Raw genomic sequence first — 18,939 nt, forward strand, 5'->3', positions numbered from 1 at the left:
GCGGCCTTTTGCATTTCTTTTTTTATTTCACCTCTCCATTTTTAAAGAGAAGAATCATCTCATGGGTCAGACTTAAATTGGTGAAATCATCGGGGATATCCTCCGGAGCCATCCAGTCTGCTGTGGATAACTCTGTTTCATCCAGGCGGACCTGTGGAGAACCATCCAGCTCGGCCCAGTATCCGACTAAAATGGAATCACTGAACCCCCATGGCTGGTTTTTGTAATATCGTATGTTTTTGACCCGAAGACCTACTTCTTCCAGTACTTCCCGGTTCACCGTCTCTTCTAATGTTTCACCGAATTCCGTATAGCCTGCGATCAGGGCATACCGGGTGTATTCCCTTCCGGCATACTTGGTCAGCAGAAGCTTTCCGTTGTAAGTAATAGCCACAATGACAGCCGGAGCAATCTTGGGGTAAACGGTATTGCCGCAAGAGGAGCAGACCATGGATCTTTCTTTTTTACTTTTCATCATGGGAGAGCCGCAGCAGCCGCAGAACCGGTTAGAACTGTAAAACCGGTGGAGCTGTACGGCAGAAATAGCTGCAAAGGACACCCACATGGGCTTTAGATCCCTTATGACACCTGTTTCGCAAAAGGAAAGGGAATCTATTTCTGCCAGGGTGACATTAGTTTCATCTACAAGAAAAAAATCCATCTGGTCAATGGAGAAAAGATAATCAGAGCAGGTCATAGCTTCTTTGCTCAGGTTTTTAATATCTTTAAACTGAGGGATTTTTTTGGAACTTCTGTGGTCAAGGAGGAGGCGGCCATCCTGGAAATATAGAAAATAGCTGTCCATGTCCGGCGTTTTTATTTGAAATTCGTTATGGAAAACATGGGGAAAAATATCCTGTATCATCTGTAAAGAACCTTCTTTGGCATAATTTACTTAATGAAGGCAAACAAAGAACGCCTGAATTTAGAAAATTAGCCGTCCAGTGAGCCAATGGCGGACTGAACTTCCTTTCTAATTATTTGCATTAAAGTATTCTAATCTATTTTAAATTTCAAAATGTATCCTGTCAAGCCATAAGAAAATAGTTAAAGATAGAAAGGCCGGCGCTTTTATTAGCGCCGGCCTCAATTATATTTGTCATTGCCGTAAAACGGCTTTTCGGATAGGAGTTCCGGTGATAACAGCAATCACTGTAAGGATAATGTCCTTGGGAACAAATGCCACTATGGAATAGGAAAATACGCCTAATACCGACATATCCCCGGACAATGCCGCCCATTGGAGGCCTCCTATGGTTTCATCTATGAGCGTGCCAAGAACCGGGAGCAGAAACATAAGGATCGTGTTAAGAAGCTTACTGCCCGTTTTTGGTCTGATGCCGCAGAGGACTACCATAATCAGCCAGCCCCATATGTAACCGCCGGTTAACCCCAGTAAGGATTGGAGTCCTCCGCGAAAGTTTGAAAAGACCGGCAGGCCTACAGCTCCAAGAAGGATGTAAATAAGGGTTGCTAAAAAGCCGAGCCTCCATCCCAACACGGTTCCTATAAGCGCCACTCCGAAGATCTGGATGGTAATGGGAACACCGGTTGGCAAGGGGATAGAAATCTGGGAAATCACGGCAAGAACTGCCGCAAACATCCCGGTCAATACCAGTTCCTTTGTTGAAATCCGGTGTTTGGCAGCGGATGAGGTCTTTGTTTGAAAGGTTTTTGCTGTATTCATAAGATCATGCTCCCTTGTGTAATATAAGATTCTATTGGAATGGTAACACATGGGAAACTGATTGTCAACCAATAATTGATTATAGGTTAACAATAGAAAACGGTTACAAAAAAGATTTTCAAAAGTTTGGAAAAAATAACCAGTCTGTAACCATCGGGAGATATACTGAATAAATAGAAAATACAGCTTTTTCTTAATAATAGATTTTAACGTTAAGATGGTAATAATTAAGGAGGATAAAAGTATGAAAGGTGTAGTGAAGGAAGTGCATCGCTTAAAAAGGGTGATTGCCTGGCTGCTGACCGTTGCGATTGTTACCGGAAATATATCGCAGCTTTCAGTAACCACCGCATATGCATCAGAAACTGCAGAGCGCGGAAGTAAATCTTCTTCCAATGCAGGGAAAGCATCCCCGTCGGAGGCAACTCCGTCAGAGGCGGCGAGGGTTATTGACGTCCAAGTGACTCAGTCTGCCATTGAGAAGGTTCTTAAAAAGGATCTTGACAGCAGACCTGAATTAAAGGAAGATCTGGTTCCTTTTGAAGGAGACCAAAAGGATCTGGTTATAGGAAAATTGTATGAAGAACTGGAGGGAAAGACTCTGGTGCTCCAGAAGAAGGTGGGTAAAGCCATGTACTTAGTGGTGGTATCCGATACCTTGGATGGAGAACCTTTTTTTGAAGCCGATCAATCCGAACGGATCAAGCAGGAATCAATCCTTAATAACATTCAGATCATAGGAGTCAACGGATATAAGGACCGGGATTGTGAATTCCGGCTGCGGATTGTTGGCGATGATTTCATGATCACAGATGCCCAAATGGAAGAATTTGCGGTCATCGGGGAAGGTTCACAGGAAGAAACGGCTGCAAAGCCTTCCTCAACCGGGAATCAAACCGGAAGTTCAGGAAGTTCCGGGACCAAAGAAACGGCTGCTGTAACAGAGGAAGAGACCAAGGTCCAGGAGACGGATGCGATAGAAACCGAGATTCAGGAAACGGATGCGAAGGAAACCAGTGAGGCTGATAAGAATCTTTCAGAACCGGCTGAAGAAGCGCAAAGCCAGACCGGCGAAACGGAAGAGGCACAGACGGAAGCGCATTCCAGAGAAGCCCAGGAAAAATCAGAAGACGCAGTCAAAGAAGAGATTGGAAAAGAAAACGGGGAAGATTCCAGTTCTGATAAATCCGGGGACGCTCTTTCTGTAAGCAGTGTTGAACTAAATGGGATTTCAATAACAAGGCATGAGGTTCCGGTGCTTTTTAACACAGATAATACACTGGCAACAGCTTCTGAAGCAGATGATGACTACACCGGCGGGGAAGAGGCTAATCTTGTTTCTGTAGGGGATAAGAAGGTCCTGTCAGAAGAGGAACGGGCCTCTCTGATGGGAACGGATATTGACACCTTAAATGGAGAGGAAAAGAAGATAAGTTTATTTTCTTTTCTCAGCCAGCCATCCTTTCGCATGGTGGTTCACAGCTATGGAATGACCCTTCTGAATACAGAGGTGAACAGTGAAGGAAAGCTCAGTCCTTATGAAACGGCTCTGACTTATTATGGGCCAGACGCTGCGGATAAGAAAGAAACGGTTGAAGTAAATCTGTCTCAAAGCCAGACCGGCTCCATAAAGGCAGGAATTTTATATACCTATACCATCACCTATACCATGCAGGCATCACCTCTTTACGAATATGCCGCAGGGGGAAAGCTTTCTCTCTTTGATACCTATGAGAATGCAAAAATTCTCTTCACCGTTCCTGACGGCATTGTCATAGAAGAGCAACCCGGAAAAGTAAAGCTGGTATCTTCTGATGATGAGGGAAAGGTTTATGAAATCAGTGTGGGAGATGAACAGAATGTAATCCGTCCGGGCAAATCAGACAGCATATCCATGAATGCCTATATTGACGGAAACGGAAAAAGAGCGGTTGGGGAGGAATTTATACTGTCTAAAGACAGCGTTGCTTTCTATGCTGACGTTAAGGTGGCTGATAAGACAGATAAGGAAAATGTAACATATCCCGGAACGATTGAAACAATCACTTATGCGGATCAGCCGGCAGACACCACACTGACTCTTGTGTCCGATGATGAATGGCATATTAAAAAGAGAGTCTATCCATCGGATAATTCTTATACGGTGGTTAGAGACGATGCAGGAAATCCTGAATTTGTGGACATTACCTACCTGATTGAAATGGGTATGTACGGAAGCTCAGGCGACATATCCAGGCAGCCTAACGGTACCATTTACCAGACTTATGGCCGTACCGGGTTTAAGGATAATTCTTATAAAATAACGGATTCTCTTAGGATCCTCACGGAAAATGCACCTGAGGCCATGAAGCCGGTTTCCGTAACGGCCAAATGGGGGGACGGATCCAATGTCCGGGTGATTAACAATGGGGATGGATCAATCACAATTGATGAGTTCAAGACCCAGGGACAAAATGATGCGGATCACATTTACGTGTCAGACCTAGCGCCTACCTACAGCTCCTATCTGGTAACCGCCCGCTATCCCTATGAACCATTTTTACTGAAATACAATGATGAACGCGTTGAGAACAAGACCGTATTCACAATCAACAATAAGGCTCATCTGGAATATGTAAAGCTGGGAGCAGATCAGTTGGTTACTGAAGATTCTGATGTGGATATTGCGATCCATGAAGTCAACCAGCCGGCAGTCATCAAGATAAAGAAGGAAATCGACGAGGGCCTTGGCCTTACCCAGAAGTATGGATTGACCATGGAAAAGGAATATCCCGGGCTGGCTGGTTTTGAGATCTATTCCCTGGATTCTGACAACAAGCAGACGACCTATGAAAATTATACGGTTATAGACGGACATGGTCAAAAAATTAACAATAAAAATATTGCTGTCAATCCATCCAGTGATGAAACGGAAAGCGGATTCTACGCAACTGGGGATGATGGCTGCATCGAGATCCAGGTAGATCCGGGAACCTATGTGATCAATGAGATAGCAAATCCAGTTGGAACCCAATTCAGCTCCGCAAAGGTTGGAACAAAGGCGGTTGCCAAAGGCGATGATATTAAGGTCACTTTAAAGGCAGGAGAAAAGGCAGAGGTTACTGTAATTAACGAAGTCATTGGAAAGGGAGCCATTGAGTTTAACAAGAAGGCCCGTTCCTGGAACAGTGCAGACCTTAGTGAAACAGAATTAAATGCTTTGGAAGGTGCGGAATTCACGCTTTACCAGAAAAATGAAGATGGAAGCCTTTTAGAAGTGAAAACCGTAAAATCAGACAGCAAAGGATATGTGTTGTTTAAGCCTCTTACGCCTGGCAATTACATTGTAAGAGAAAAAAGCGCCAACGGTTATATCCTTGACAATCATGATTATGAAGTGACCGTAGAGGCCGGTAAGACATCACCAGTAAAAGCCGGGAATAACCTCCTTGTCAACACATTAAATGAAGCAAAGGTAAATGTAACAAAGTGGATGCAAAATGACAAGGATGGTTATATTAAGGTACCTGGAACTTACAAAGGGGACTTTAACAATAAATTCTGGTTTGAAAAGAATGTGGAGGGCACGTGGACAAAAGTGAGCATTGGCTCCAAAACCACCTACTCTCTGGATGGTTCAAGCCAGTTCACAGCGGCTCTTCCAGTTTATGATGGAAGCGGCCAGATGATTAAGTACCGCATAGTTGAGGAAGTGCCTGAGGGATATTCTGACGGGAATGGCACCGAAGCCGGTTTTTCACAGGAAACAAAAGGAAATAAGACTTACATTTATAAGACTTTTTCCCTGGAACCTTTAAAGACCGCTCAGATAGACTTGAAAAATAATAAAGGGGGCGCCTTAAAGCTTCAAAAGGAAGCCTGGTTCATAAACAGCGGAAGCCTGGATAAGAATGCTTCCAAAAGTGGATTTCAGTTTAAACTTTACTATAAAGAAGGAAATGACTTCACCGAAGTATTGCCAAATACGATCTATACAACAAACAGTAACGGAGAAATTCTGGTAAAGGGCCTTGATGTAACAAAGGACTATTACTGGTCTGAAATCAACAGCAGCGGAAGGTTGGAAGCAGATGATTCCGCGAAAATGGTAATTTCCGGAGATCGGGTTTTTATCGGCCCTTATAAGGTAGTCAGAGAAAGTGATACTACCGTAAAGGCTTATAACATTCCTCAAAAGGTGCCTTACTGGCTTTATAAGGTTGATATCACAAATAAAAACAATTCCATATCAGCACAATTTAAAATAACAAGAGATGCTGATAAGACAGTGGTTTTCAACGGTTCAGTGACCAATAAGGGAACATATGTGATTCTTGATCCCGGAACAGAATACACCATAGAAGAAACAACGCCTCCTGCTAATTTTGAAAAAGGGAAAGACATTAAGATCACTACTCCTAATGGACCTGTTCAAAAAGCAGATTTGGAACGGTGGTTTACCCAGGGCAATGAAGAGACCCGCCGGACCTTTGAAAATAAACCATATAAATCCGTTTCCATTAAGAAGACGCAATTTGATGCAGACGGAAAAGCAAATCTCAGTGCACAAATACAGTTTGATGTCTATGTTAAGAATGGCAGCAGCTTTTCAAAAGCAAGCAGTCTGAAATCCAGTGTTCCGACCCAGCTTGCTCCTGGAATGTATTACTTTAAGGAAGTTGTTCCAAGCGGTAATATCAATCCTTATTACTTGCTTTCTGACGCTGGCAAAGCGCAAGGGACCCATCCGGGTAATCCTGGTTATGAGGTTTCCGGAACCGATGTTTACTACGGACCGGTCACCATAACCGCAGCATCCACAAGCAGCGAAAAGAGTCTGGATATCTATCTGGCAGGAGAGAATAAGCCCGTAGAGAATTATAAGGATAATGGAAAAGTAACCGTTACTAAAAAGGATGCTTTAAGGGATACCACTGTAAACGGAGCCGTTTTTGGTATTTTCAGAGCGGATAACTTTAATGTAGATGATTGGGCAAATAGCATTAAGAATCCGATTCAAACGATAACTACCAGCGGAAGCGGTCTGGCAGCCTTTGACAGCACAAACCTTAAGATCTTTGACGTCAATGGAAATAAGATTGCTTATGTTATTGCTGAAATAACACCGCCAGCCGGATACCTGCCATCCTATGAAATCTTAACGACTACCTTAAAAGAAGGCAAGGTAATCACTACGGTCAATGGGGACACAAACGGAAGCGCGCTTGTTATTAAGAACGAACCCAAGCTGACCATCCGCACCCAGAAGTATTGGAGGGATGAATGGAATTACCAGTTCTATCCGGTGGATCATGTTCTTGGAAACGTGAAGCTGGCCCTCTATAAGGTAAATGCAGACGGCGTCACAGCGGATTATGTAAAAACAGAAACCACCAATGCCTATGACGGTATTGCTACCTTCTATGATATTAACCGGAATGATACCTACTATGTGGTTGAGGTCCGGGTACCCACCAAGGAAGAGACCGGCTTTGATTTTGAACTGAATATGAAGGATAAGACACCTTTGGCAGAAGGAAATGCCGAACCTCCAAAGACCCTTCCTGTCTCAGAACTGGAAGCCGGCAAATACAATGCAGTGAAATATACGGGGAAAGATCTTGCAAAAACAGCGGACTCTTTAATCCAGAATACCGATTCACTTTATAACTATAAGCCATGGGTTCAGTTTAATATATTAAAAACCTGTGATGGAAAGGCAATCGATGGAACCACCCATCCAGAGGAACACGTCAACGGAGCGAAATTTACCCTTTATAAGATGAAAGGTGATGAGAAAAACCTTTCGGGTATCGATTTAGCGGATTTGGCGGATGAAAACCGGTTTGAGAAGATAGACAGCTATGAAAGCGGCACCCGGATTAATCCGAAGACAGGAATCAGGGAGGACGGAGAATTTGATACCGCCATTTTGGAAACCGGTAAGGTATACTGGCTGGTAGAAGAAGAGGCTGCGCCGGGATATCAGCTGCCTGGCGGACGTCAGATCACAGCAGTATTCGCGCCAAAGGATTCCGGTTACTCAGGATATAATGAAATTCTTCATCTTTATGAAAACGGACGCAATGAACAAATCGCTGTAGTGAAAAATCAGCATGGGGAGGGCCCGGGAGGTCTTGATGCATATTATTTCCAGATTGCATTAAACAAATGGCTGAAGGATGTTTCGAAGCCGAATGCAGAACCAACCCTTTTAGGCGGAGCTAAATTCCAGATATGGCTGTTGGATCCGGATAGTAAAGAAAAACTGCTTCCTGTTGAGGTGGTTGAAAGCGGATTGGAATCTGACAGTGAGAACAAAACAGGCTATGCCCTTTCCAAGATGATCAACTTGGGTAAGCTTGAGGCAGAGCTTGAAAGCAAGGGATTTGATAAAGAAAGTATTGAAAGGATCCTTAAGCTTGAGAATGATAAAGTAAAAGCACTCTTTGGACTGGAAGAGGTATATGCGCCTTCCAAGATCCAGATGGATCCGACCCTTCACTACCTGGAAGTGACAATTCCCAAAAATCAGGATGCCATTGATTCCCAGTATTTCTGGAAACAGGGTAAATCTGAGGAATACCGTCTGATGAACACGGTATTGGAACAATATCCGGTAACTCTTGCAAAATACGGATATGTACCGGATTCCAGTACCTTTGGCAAGACCGATGAGGAGCTGGCTGCTTTAAACATTGGAAAAACCCCTTTAAGCGGCGTAAAGTTTGAAATCTTTCAGTACCAGTGGGCAAACGGCAGTTATAGTTATGTAAGTATAGGAACTTATACCACAGAAAGCAACGGTCAGATAAAGATACCCAAGGGCTTAAAAGCAGGGCGGTACCGGTTAAAGGAAACCCTGACAACGACCCAGAGCAGTAAATATATTACCATGTATACCGGCCAGGGCAATCTTTGGAGATACTTTACAGTAGGAAGCACTCCTTCCGCTGTGAATGTTTATAACCCGGAGAAGCCGGATCTGACAATTGAAAAGACCACCTGGGCCGGAGATCCTTCCATTGGCCTTGACGGGATCACCTTTACCATTCAAAAATCAGGCAGCAGCGAGATCAAGGCGGCTACCGTAAAACTGGAGAATGGAAAATATGCTGCCAGCTTTAAGAATCTGGACAGCGGCGTTTACACCATTAAGGCGGAAGCCTTAGGAAGCGGAGCGGCACAAGCCGTAACCAGCGGATATTTTGAAACAGCAACAGTGAATGTGGGGTACGAAGCAAAAGCTTCCGGAGAAAAGGTATCCCTGATTCCTGTAGGAGACAGCGTGACAGGAAAGCTGGCGGCGGCTGTGGTTAAGAACCCGCGTCTTTCTGATCTTATCATTCATAAGACAGATGCAGAAACAAAGGAAAGCGGTACTGGTATGGCAGGTGCTTCCTTTAAAGTGGAATACTTGAAGTTCCGTACCGGCTCAGATTTAATCGGAGGAGTTCTGCAGAATGTAACCGATGAAGGATATAGTAAACCAGATCAGGGCTTTCATGAAATTTCAGGAACTCTGACTGATAACAAGGACGGTTCCTATACACGGAAGGGCTGTGAGCCTGGCTGGTACCGGATCACTGAACAGAAAGCCCCGGCAGGCTATACCATTGACGCCCAGCCGATGATTGTGGCTGTGGTGGGAGATATGGCCGGCGGATATGAGGGTATTGTTCCTGTGACCTTTGAAAACAGGAAGAAAGCAGAATTGACCGTAACAAAGAAGCTTTTCTTTGGCGACGGATTCATGAATGATGAGAACATTGTTAATAAGCTTCCGGCTGAGATCGTATTTGATATTTACACCTATTCCAATAATGCCTATAAGCAGGTATTAGACGAAAGCAACAAGCCGGTGCAGGTAAAGATCCAGAGCTTTGAAGCTCAGGATGGTTATTACACGGCAAAGGGAACCGCATTACTTCCTCAGAAGCCGGAAGGCGGCGCCTATTATCTAAAGGAGCAGGAAAACTCTGACTGGATGCTTTCAGCCTTAAGTGTGGAAGATAGCGGTACCCTTCAGGCAGACGGATATATTAAGGTAGGCGGAGAGTCTGATTTCACTTCCCAAAATCCGGTATCCATTACGGTGAACAATCAATATGCCAAAGCAAGGATACGCCTGACCAAGGTAGATGGGACGAATCCTTTAAAGAAATTAACGGGAGCAGCCTTTAAGCTGTATTCCGACCCGGAGCTGACAAAAGCAGTAGGAGATTTCGCAGAGATAGGGCAGAGCGGAGTATATGAAATCGTATTTTCCACCAAACTTTACAGCCCTGGAACCTACTATATAAAAGAAGTGAATGCTCCTGCAGGCTATATTGCAATCACAACAGCCATACCGGCGGAAGGTCTGGCAGCAGAAACAGGAAAAACAACAGAAATTACCGTGCTAAATCAGGGCGGTATTGATTTGCAGATCACCAAATACAGCGGAAATGGAAGTTCAGAATCCCTTAAATCGGGAATCAGCTTTGAGCTTTACAGAAAGTCCGGTGGTGCCTGGAATTATGTTGAGGAAGGAACCACTGATTCCCTAGGAAAGCTTTCTTTCCGGGGACTTGAGCTGACGGCAGGTGACTCCTACGGAGTTTATGAGGTGACGAAAAAGGAAAATAGCTTTGAAACATTCCGCATGGCTTCCTTTGAGGGAGAGGCGGGAACCATCCTTCCTACAACAGCGGATGTGGTAAAGAACGGAGAAACCAAAACCGGTCTGGATCTTTATGTTCTGACAGGAGACAATACTGTTACTCCGGGAGTATATGACTTTAAGGCCCATAACCAGGAAGCGCTGCCTTTAAAACTCATTAAAAACGATGTAAATAAACAGGATAATCCTGGCAGCTCCATTACCGTTTCCATGAAGATCACGGAAAAAGAATCGGGTAAAGAAGTTGGAGATCTTGTTGCAGTGCCATACGGGGAAACCGGAATTACGGTGCCGTTGTTACCGGGAACCTATGTCATCGAAGAGATGGCAGTGAACCAGAACAGCCAGGGCTATGTCATTAATAAGGATGATGTCAGAACCATTTACAGGAAAGAAGTGGAAGTTAAGAAGGGTGCAGTTCCGGAGCCTTGTGAGTTTACTAACGTAAAGCAGAAGACAGATGTGTCACTGGATAAGACATCTCTAACAACCTCATTAAAGGATTTATGGTGGAATGACGGCCAGACAGTGACCTATACCTTAACGCCTCATGTGGTCAACAGCATACCATTGGACCGGTTTGTAGTAACGGATACGGGCTTAAAGATGCTGGATGCAGGAAAGACAGTGCTTTCAGAGGCTGATTACACCTACGAAAAATATACGATCACCGGGGTTAAGCCGGGAAAAGCCACGGAACAGAACCGCATTAAGGGTGCAAAGACCGGAACCATCATGGCTGATGTGACCTTCTATGATTTTAACGGAAACCAGGTGGGAGAGGTGCAGAGCGTTGCGGTATCCGGCGACGGAGAGATTGGCCTGGTTAAACCGGTAAGCGGGAAAAAGGTGAAATCCTTCAAAATCAGCTACCGGGATGACACATTAAAAGGCTCTACGGAAAACCAATATGTCCTTGGAAATGATTTTGTACCCGGAAGCATAGAGGTTACAGTAAAGCTGAACCGCCAGGATCCGAAGTTGTCAGGCGGAACCTTTAAGAAAGAAATCAAATATATCCGCAACGTGGCCGATGTGGCTATGGAATTCAGAAAATGGGATACCAACGGAATGCTGGTTCAGGGCCAGGAAAAGAGCCAGGCAGAAAAGGAATGCGATATTCAGGTCGTTCAGAGCCAGGCACCGACTATTTCGGTGAAAAAGAGCGTTGATCCTATTAAAGGTATACAGCCAAGTGATATCTTAACTTATACGCTTTTTGTAAAGAATGATACCACAAGCAATGATCCTGACATTGTTCCAATGCAAAAGCCCATTCTCATTGATTATGTGCCTCTTGGAGTTACTGTATCAGGGGAGTCAGCCGGTGAAAACCGCCTGTTAAAGGCTGTCAGCTTAAAGGATGCCCCACAGGGTGTTGCCATTGAAAAAACCATTAAAAAGGTTGATCCAGTGACAGGGCGGGAGACCTTATTCATCCAGCTAAGCGGAGATCTGGATAAGGGTGAGTCCGTTACGGTTGAAGTGAAAGCGCAGATTGCGGGAAGCGTTATCAATTACGGTAAGAATATTCTCAATGAACTTTATGTTACAAGTGATGTTCTTCAGCCTGCATTTTCGTTAAACCAGACAGGTGCTTCCTTTATGATCAAAACGGATTCAGGCAGCAAATGGCCCAGCGCTGACTTACCAAAGGATGTGCAGCTGCCGGATGAAAAGTACCACGGCTATGGTTACGCTTCTGATTCTGCGGAGAACACCATGAGCACCGGTACCGGGTTGGTCCTTCATAAAGAGGTCAAAGGAAATTTAGACACAAGATTCGTATCAGGTACAACGGTAGGTAAGGTGGCAAAGATTGCGGAAAATACGGAACCCACCGATTATGACGGTACCGTATTATACCGGCTTACGGCTAACAATGCTTCAGCAACTGATTATATAACCCAGCTGCAGTTTATGGATATTCTTCCGGTCAAGGGTGATTACAGTACCGGCAATTTTGAACGGCTTAGTGATTACCGGCTGAAATATGATGGAATTATATCCATTGCCATTGAGAACAGGACTGATAATAAGGAAGGAAGAAAGGTCAAAGACTTCAGCAGTGAGGTGACTTATTCTGAACGGGCATTTGACAATAAAGGAACGGCGCAGCAAGGAAAAGAATCCATGTTAAACGACAACAATGACGGATTCTGGTCTGGAGACTTAGATGATCCAACGGCTATCCGCATTAAGATCACTGATCCCGGGTTCTATTTAGCCCCAGGGGAAAACCTGGTGGTGACCTATAAGACGGTTGTTCCTTATACCACAATGACGGAGCTGGATGAAGCAGCTTACGGATATGCGGTCAATGACTTTGCTACCTCCTACAGCTATAAGAAGAGCTTATCAGATACTTCTGATATTAAGTTCTCCCAAGCACAGACCAGCAATGCGGTTCAGGTGGTTCTGGTTCCGGGAAATGTGAAGGTATCAGGGCGGATATGGATTGATGACAACAACAACGGAATACAGGATGAGAGCATTGAAAAGGATCATCTCCTTACGGATCTGCTTCCGGTGCTTCAGTCAGAGTATTTTAAGGTCAGTCTTCTGAAATACAGCAAGAGCGGTGACGATGAGGTGACAGGATCGGTAGGTTTTGGTGATGCCAGATTCCTGTTTGACGAATTGACGCCTGCAAGGCCCTTTGGAATCACTGGGTCGGAATTCACCAAGGATCAGGAAAACAGCTGGTACAGCAATCAGTCTCTGATCTTATCGAAGCTAAAGGGTGAGGATCCAGCCCATTACAGGATTTATGTGTCAACAGAAACCATGCCGGAGGGATATGAAGATCTGGTGCTTAAGCTAGCGAGACCGACCATGCTTTCCACCGGGGAAAATCCTGAGGCCGGAAGATCAAGGCTGCCTGGTACCCTGGCAGAAGAAGGAAGCAATTACGAAGAGAGCCGTGACAGCAACTTTAAGGATGCGAAAGGCTCTTATGCATCAGAAGACTTCTTCTTATGGTCTACAGGAAGTGACTATGATAAGACAAAGGATATCGGATTTGTACCATATAGGAATGTAACGATTAATAAGACAAATGAAGCCGGAAATCCGGTAGCGGGCGCTCATTTCAGCGTATACGGGCCGTATACCAACGAGGAGATGGAAGCATTACGGAAAAATGGAATTAAGGATGCAGCAGTCCTTGGAAGCCCGGCGGCTCAAGGCAGTACGGCCCTGGCCGGCGGCGAGGCAGTCTGGAATGCAGGAGAACTACTCTATTACCGGAATTATATCGTTGTAGAGGATGGGGCGCCTGTGGGATATGAGATTGTCGGTGCACAGTCCGGTGATATGGTTCCAATGGAATCCTATCAGGTGAAGGGTCAGAAGGCATGGGAGCTTCTCAGCAAGGAATTTAAGACGGCCGGAACCCCAATACCAAGCACTATAACGGTTAAGAACGGCTATGTATCCGGAGCTCTGGAATTTACAAAGCTGGACGGATTGACGGAAAAGGAGCTTGGCGGAGCAGCATTTAGGATTGAGAAAAAGGGTGCTGTGGTAGAGGATGCCTGGAAGGCATTTATAAATGCCATGAAGGCGGATCCGGCCTCTATGGGAGTGACAAAGGTAACGGCAACAGACAGTATGGTAGAATTTGAGGTGGTATCTGGTAAGGTAATATTGACCGGAATCCCATATGGAACCTACACACTGTCAGAAATCCGGGTGCCTGATGGATACGATATCACAAAGAAGCAGGCTGATATCGAATTCCGGATCGAAACCAATGGGCAGCAGGCAGTGCTTTCTGGCCTTGAGGGCAACCTTATTAGGAATACCAGAACCGAATACAGCTTAAGCCTTAAGAAGGCGGATAATGCAGGCAACGACAAGGTAGCCGGAATACAGTTCGCCATAACCGGTCCTGGAAAATATGAAAGCAGTTCATGGATTCCGTTCAGCAAAGCCAGATTTAAGTTAAATGATCCGACTGTAAAGGGATATGAAGTAAAACAGACCAATGAAGACGGCCTCATCACCTGGAATCTGCAATATGGAGATTACAAAATAGAGGAATTTAATGCAGAGGGCTATGAATCTGTGGAGCCATTCTACGTAAGAATTGATGCGGATGGAACCGTTTCTCTGCTAGATGGGGAAGGGCGAGGCGAGCTTACTTTAAACAGCTCAGAACAGAACCAGATCAACCTGATTGTAAAGAACGTGATTAAAACCGGTTCCCTTAACTTAGAAAAGATCGACGGGGAAACCAGAAAAGCCATCGGTGGAGCGCAGTTTGAGCTAAGCGGAACCTCTGTGATCGACGGGGCATTTGCCGCTTACCAAAATCATGTGATAGGTCTGGGAGTATCCCATGTATCTACAGGGAACGAAGACGGAAGGCTGTGGATTAAGTTCCAGGTAGATGGAACCGGAGATTCAAAGGCCGGTCTTCTGACAGAGATCCCATACGGCAGCTACACCTTAAAGGAGATCAAGGCACCGGAAGGATATTTATTCAGCAGCGGAAGTGAATGGACCAAGGATTTTACCATTGAAAGCGCCGAAGGCGTGAGCTTTACAGGAAGCAATGGGATCGTCAATACGCCTCATGAGCTGAACATTGAAAAACGGGATCAAATGACGGAAGAGATACTGCAAGGTGCAGTGTTTGTGCTGATGACCGCAGATGGAAAGTATGTTGCCCTGGATGAAAACAACTCCTATACCGGATTAAAGGAAAGCCAGGAGGAAGGTTCCGGGTTTACTACCGGAAGCGATGGAAGAGTCACTGTAAAACGTCTCCCGGCAGGAAATTATGTTTTAAAGGAAATTAATGCGCCTGCAAACTACGGCGTATCCGCCGATAAGGAGATTACCGTACTCCAGTCCGGCAATACGGAGACCGTAATGGTATATGATGTGAGGAATAAGGCCAAAATACGTATCAACAAGGCTGCGTCCCACAACCATGAGATGAGGCTTGGCGGAGCGGTATTTGAGATTTACTCCGACAGTGGCTTAACAGCACTTGCAGGCACCATGACAACTGAAAACGGCGGAATTGGGGAATCGGTAATGCTTCCTTTGGGCACTTATTATGTGAAGGAGCAAAAAGCCCCTGCCGGCTATGAATTAAGCGACAGAGTATATGAAGTGACATTAACCAGTGAAAGAGAAGCTTATACGGTCCAGGCAGACGGAAATGATTTCGTTACTGACGATTATGGAACCGGATCTCTGGTATTTGATAAGGTTGACAGCTTAACAGGAGAAGCCCTTGCATCTGCCCGGTTCTCCCTGACCAGGAAGGAAACGAAGGTAGACGGAGCATTTGAACATTTTGCAGAAGTCTTAAGAAATAAGAGCCAGGATGAGCTGGTGGCAATGGGAATCAACGGAGTTGAGACAGAAGACGGCAAAATCCGCTTTACGGCGGTAAACGGTCATGTTGACATGAAGGGAATCCCATACGGAACGTATACTCTTAAAGAAGAAAAAGCGCCAAAGGGCTATTTGAGCCTTAATGGAAAGGCGGAGTTTGATTTTACCATTACGGAGGACCAAAGGGAAGCTGACCTTGGGAACGGCAATGCGGTAGTCAATGAGCGGGCACAGTTTGAGCTCCAGCTTAAGAAAGCGGATAATCTTGGAAACACCATAAGCGGAATCAAGTTTGAGATTTTAGGACCGGGACGGTATGAAGAAAATGGAGTCTTATCAATTTTTGGAGCGAACCGGTTTAAGACTGGCGCGGACTCTGACACCGGATTATTTACTACTGGAGAAGATGGGATCATTCACCTGGGACTTAAGCATGGCGATTACCGGATCAGGGAAATTTCTACGGACCGGTACGATTCCATTGAACCGTTCTATATCAGGATCGACGAGGAAGGCAAAGTAAGCATCTTAAAGGATAACAGCAAGGCGGTGGTTGTTTCAAATGACGCTCTTGTGACCATTGCTGTGACCAATACGATCAGCACCGGAAATCTGGAAATGGAAAAGGTAGACGGTGAAAACACCGGAAAGAGGCTTGATGGAGCAGAATTTGTGCTTTCGAACCTTTCTACCCTGGTTCCAGGTGCCTGGGACAGCTACCGCCATCAGGCGGCGTCAGAGGGCGCTTCCTGGACGGCTGAACAGGTGGTGGGAAATACCATTACCTTTGTGCTGAACGGAAAAGGGGTTATCACAAACCTGCCATACGGCACCTACCGCCTGACTGAGAAAAAAGCACCGGATGGATACCTTCTGGGAACAACTCCATGGACAGCAGAATTTACCATCAATGACGCCAATAAGGAGATTCGGTATACCACACCAGGGCTGTTTGAAAAAACCAATGGAGCGATCGGGAATATGCCGTCAAAGATCACAGTGGTAAAAACCAATGCGGTCTACGCGGACGTAAAGTTAACAGGTGCCGAGTTTATCTTAAAGGCTTCTGACGGAAGATATGTGAAGCTGGATAATGGGTCCTTTGCCGGATATACGGATGACAGGGCAGCAGCAGGACGGTTTGTAACCGACAACGACGGGCAGTTTGTAATAAAGAGGCTGCCAAAGGACACCTACACATTCCTTGAGACAAAAGCTCCCGCCGGATATCATATCAACAGCAATATACCGCCTGTGACATTGGATGGAGTCAACAGCTTTACGATTACCATTCAGGATGAAAAAATAAAGGGCGGCGGAGGTTCATCGGGAGGTCCTTCCGGAAAAGATAATCCAGGAGGTCCGGGCGCTTCGGTGACAATCGTGCCGGATCCAGTGCCTCTTGCGAACTTACCAGGCGAAGGATCCGTGGATCTCATAACTGTTGACGACGGAAATGTACCCCTTGCCAATCTGCCTAAGACAGGTGACCGGCAAAATGCTGCCGGAAAGATGATGGTAGCCCTGTCCGGATTTATGTTGGCTCTTTATGCGGCACTTAACAAAAAGAAAAAAGAAAATTAATAAAATAAAGAAAATCTGTTTATTGACTTTATTAAATGAACTTGTTATAATTTTTTAGAAGTTATGACGAGGCAAAGGGGCCGGAACTTAAAAAAGTTCTGGCCTCTTTTTGCCATTTTTAAGTAATTCTTCGTATAAGGGAAGTATGTTTAAACTAATCTAAGGAGGAAAAAAATATGTCATATGTGGATGAAGTCTATGACAGAGTAGTGAACCAGAACCCAGGGGAAGCTGAATTTCATCAGGCGGTTAATGAAGTGCTTGATTCCTTAAAGCTTGTCATTGATGCCAATGAAGAAAAATACCGTAAGATGGGTCTTTTAGAGCGTCTTGTTGAACCGGAGAGAATCATTTCCTTCCGCGTACCGTGGGTGGACGACAATGGGCAGGTACAGGTGAATAAAGGATACCGTGTCCAGTTTAACAGTGCAATCGGACCTTACAAAGGAGGTCTTCGTCTCCATCCTTCCGTCAACCAGGGAATCTTAAAATTCCTGGGATTTGAGCAGGTTTTCAAAAATTCCCTGACTGGCCTTCCTATTGGAGGCGGCAAGGGAGGTTCCAACTTTGATCCAAAAGGAAAATCTGATAGAGAAGTTATGGCATTCTGCCAGAGCTTTATGACCGAACTGTCCAAATACATCGGGGCAGATCAGGATGTTCCTGCCGGTGACATCGGAGTGGGAGCAAGAGAAATCGGATTTTTATATGGCCAGTATAAGAGGCTGACCGGCTTATATGAGGGAGTTCTTACAGGTAAGGGCCTGACTTATGGCGGTTCTCTTGCACGTACCCAGGCAACAGGATATGGTCTGGTATATATCCTGGATGAGATGTTAAAGCATAACGGCAAGGAGCTGGCCGGTAAGAATGTGGTTATTTCCGGTTCCGGAAACGTAGCAATCTATGCCACGGAGAAGGTACAGCAGCTGGGCGGCAATGTTATTGCTTTAAGCGATTCCAACGGTTATATTTATGACAAGGACGGCATTGATCTTAATCTGGTTAAGGAAATCAAGGAAGTACGCCGCGGTCGGATCAAAGAATATGTGGATGCACATCCAACGGCTGTTTATACCGAAGGAAAAGGCATCTGGAGCATCCCATGTGACATTGCTCTTCCATGCGCAACACAGAATGAATTAAACTTAGATGATGCAAAAATGCTGAAAGCAAACGGATGCTTTGCGGTTGCAGAGGGCGCCAACATGCCATCTACCAGAGAAGCAACGGATTTCTTCTTAGCAAACGGAATGTTCTTCATGCCAGGCAAGGCAGCCAACGCAGGCGGAGTTGCAACTTCCGCTCTGGAGATGAGCCAGAACAGCCAGAGGCTTTCCTGGACCTTTGATGAGGTAGATGAAAAGCTTCACAGCATTATGGTTAATATTTACGCAAAAACAGCTTCTGCAGCAGAGCGTTACGGCGTAAAGGGAAATTATGTTGCCGGTGCAAACATCGCCGGATTTGAAAAAGTTGTTGAAGCTATGACGGCTCAGGGAGTCGTATAAGATAATTAGGGGCCGTTGTTTCCTGATAAGGGAACTGGCCCCAATTTTTAAAATAAGAAAATTATGCTGGCATTATCATGATTTATGGTATATAATAAACGATAAGGCTTGAGGCGGAGTAATCTTCGCCTTATTGTTTTCTTGGCATAATTTATTTAATGAAG

Annotated in this window: 4 protein-coding genes; 2 read left to right on the forward strand and 2 right to left on the reverse strand. The window is 45.2% G+C overall.

Annotated features, from left to right (window positions below):
• Positions 1 to 22: 22 nt before the first annotated feature.
• Together nudC and AC27IJ_RS21770 are read right to left on the reverse strand one after the other, a co-directional pair.
• Positions 23 to 865 (reverse strand): NAD(+) diphosphatase, encoded by an 843-nt coding sequence (gene nudC, locus AC27IJ_RS21765; protein WP_312502513.1) that lies wholly within the window; start codon positions 863 to 865, stop codon positions 23 to 25.
• 234 nt (positions 866 to 1,099) lie between these two features.
• Entirely contained in the window at positions 1,100 to 1,687 is a 588-nt protein-coding gene (locus AC27IJ_RS21770; protein WP_312440793.1) for a biotin transporter BioY, read from the reverse strand.
• Between the two features lie 244 nt (positions 1,688 to 1,931).
• Between AC27IJ_RS21770 and AC27IJ_RS21775 the strand changes: the two genes are divergently transcribed.
• A complete protein-coding gene (locus tag AC27IJ_RS21775; RefSeq protein WP_487150781.1) occupies positions 1,932 to 17,264 on the forward strand; it encodes a doubled motif LPXTG anchor domain-containing protein in 15,333 nt (5,110 codons plus the stop codon).
• Between the two features lie 176 nt (positions 17,265 to 17,440).
• Positions 17,441 to 18,775: an NADP-specific glutamate dehydrogenase gene (gdhA, locus tag AC27IJ_RS21780; protein WP_312502508.1), complete on the forward strand. Its 1,335-nt coding sequence runs from the start codon at positions 17,441 to 17,443 to the stop codon at positions 18,773 to 18,775.
• Positions 18,776 to 18,939: the final 164 nt, after the last annotated feature.

This window comes from Lacrimispora sp. YZC11, assembly GCF_057543815.1.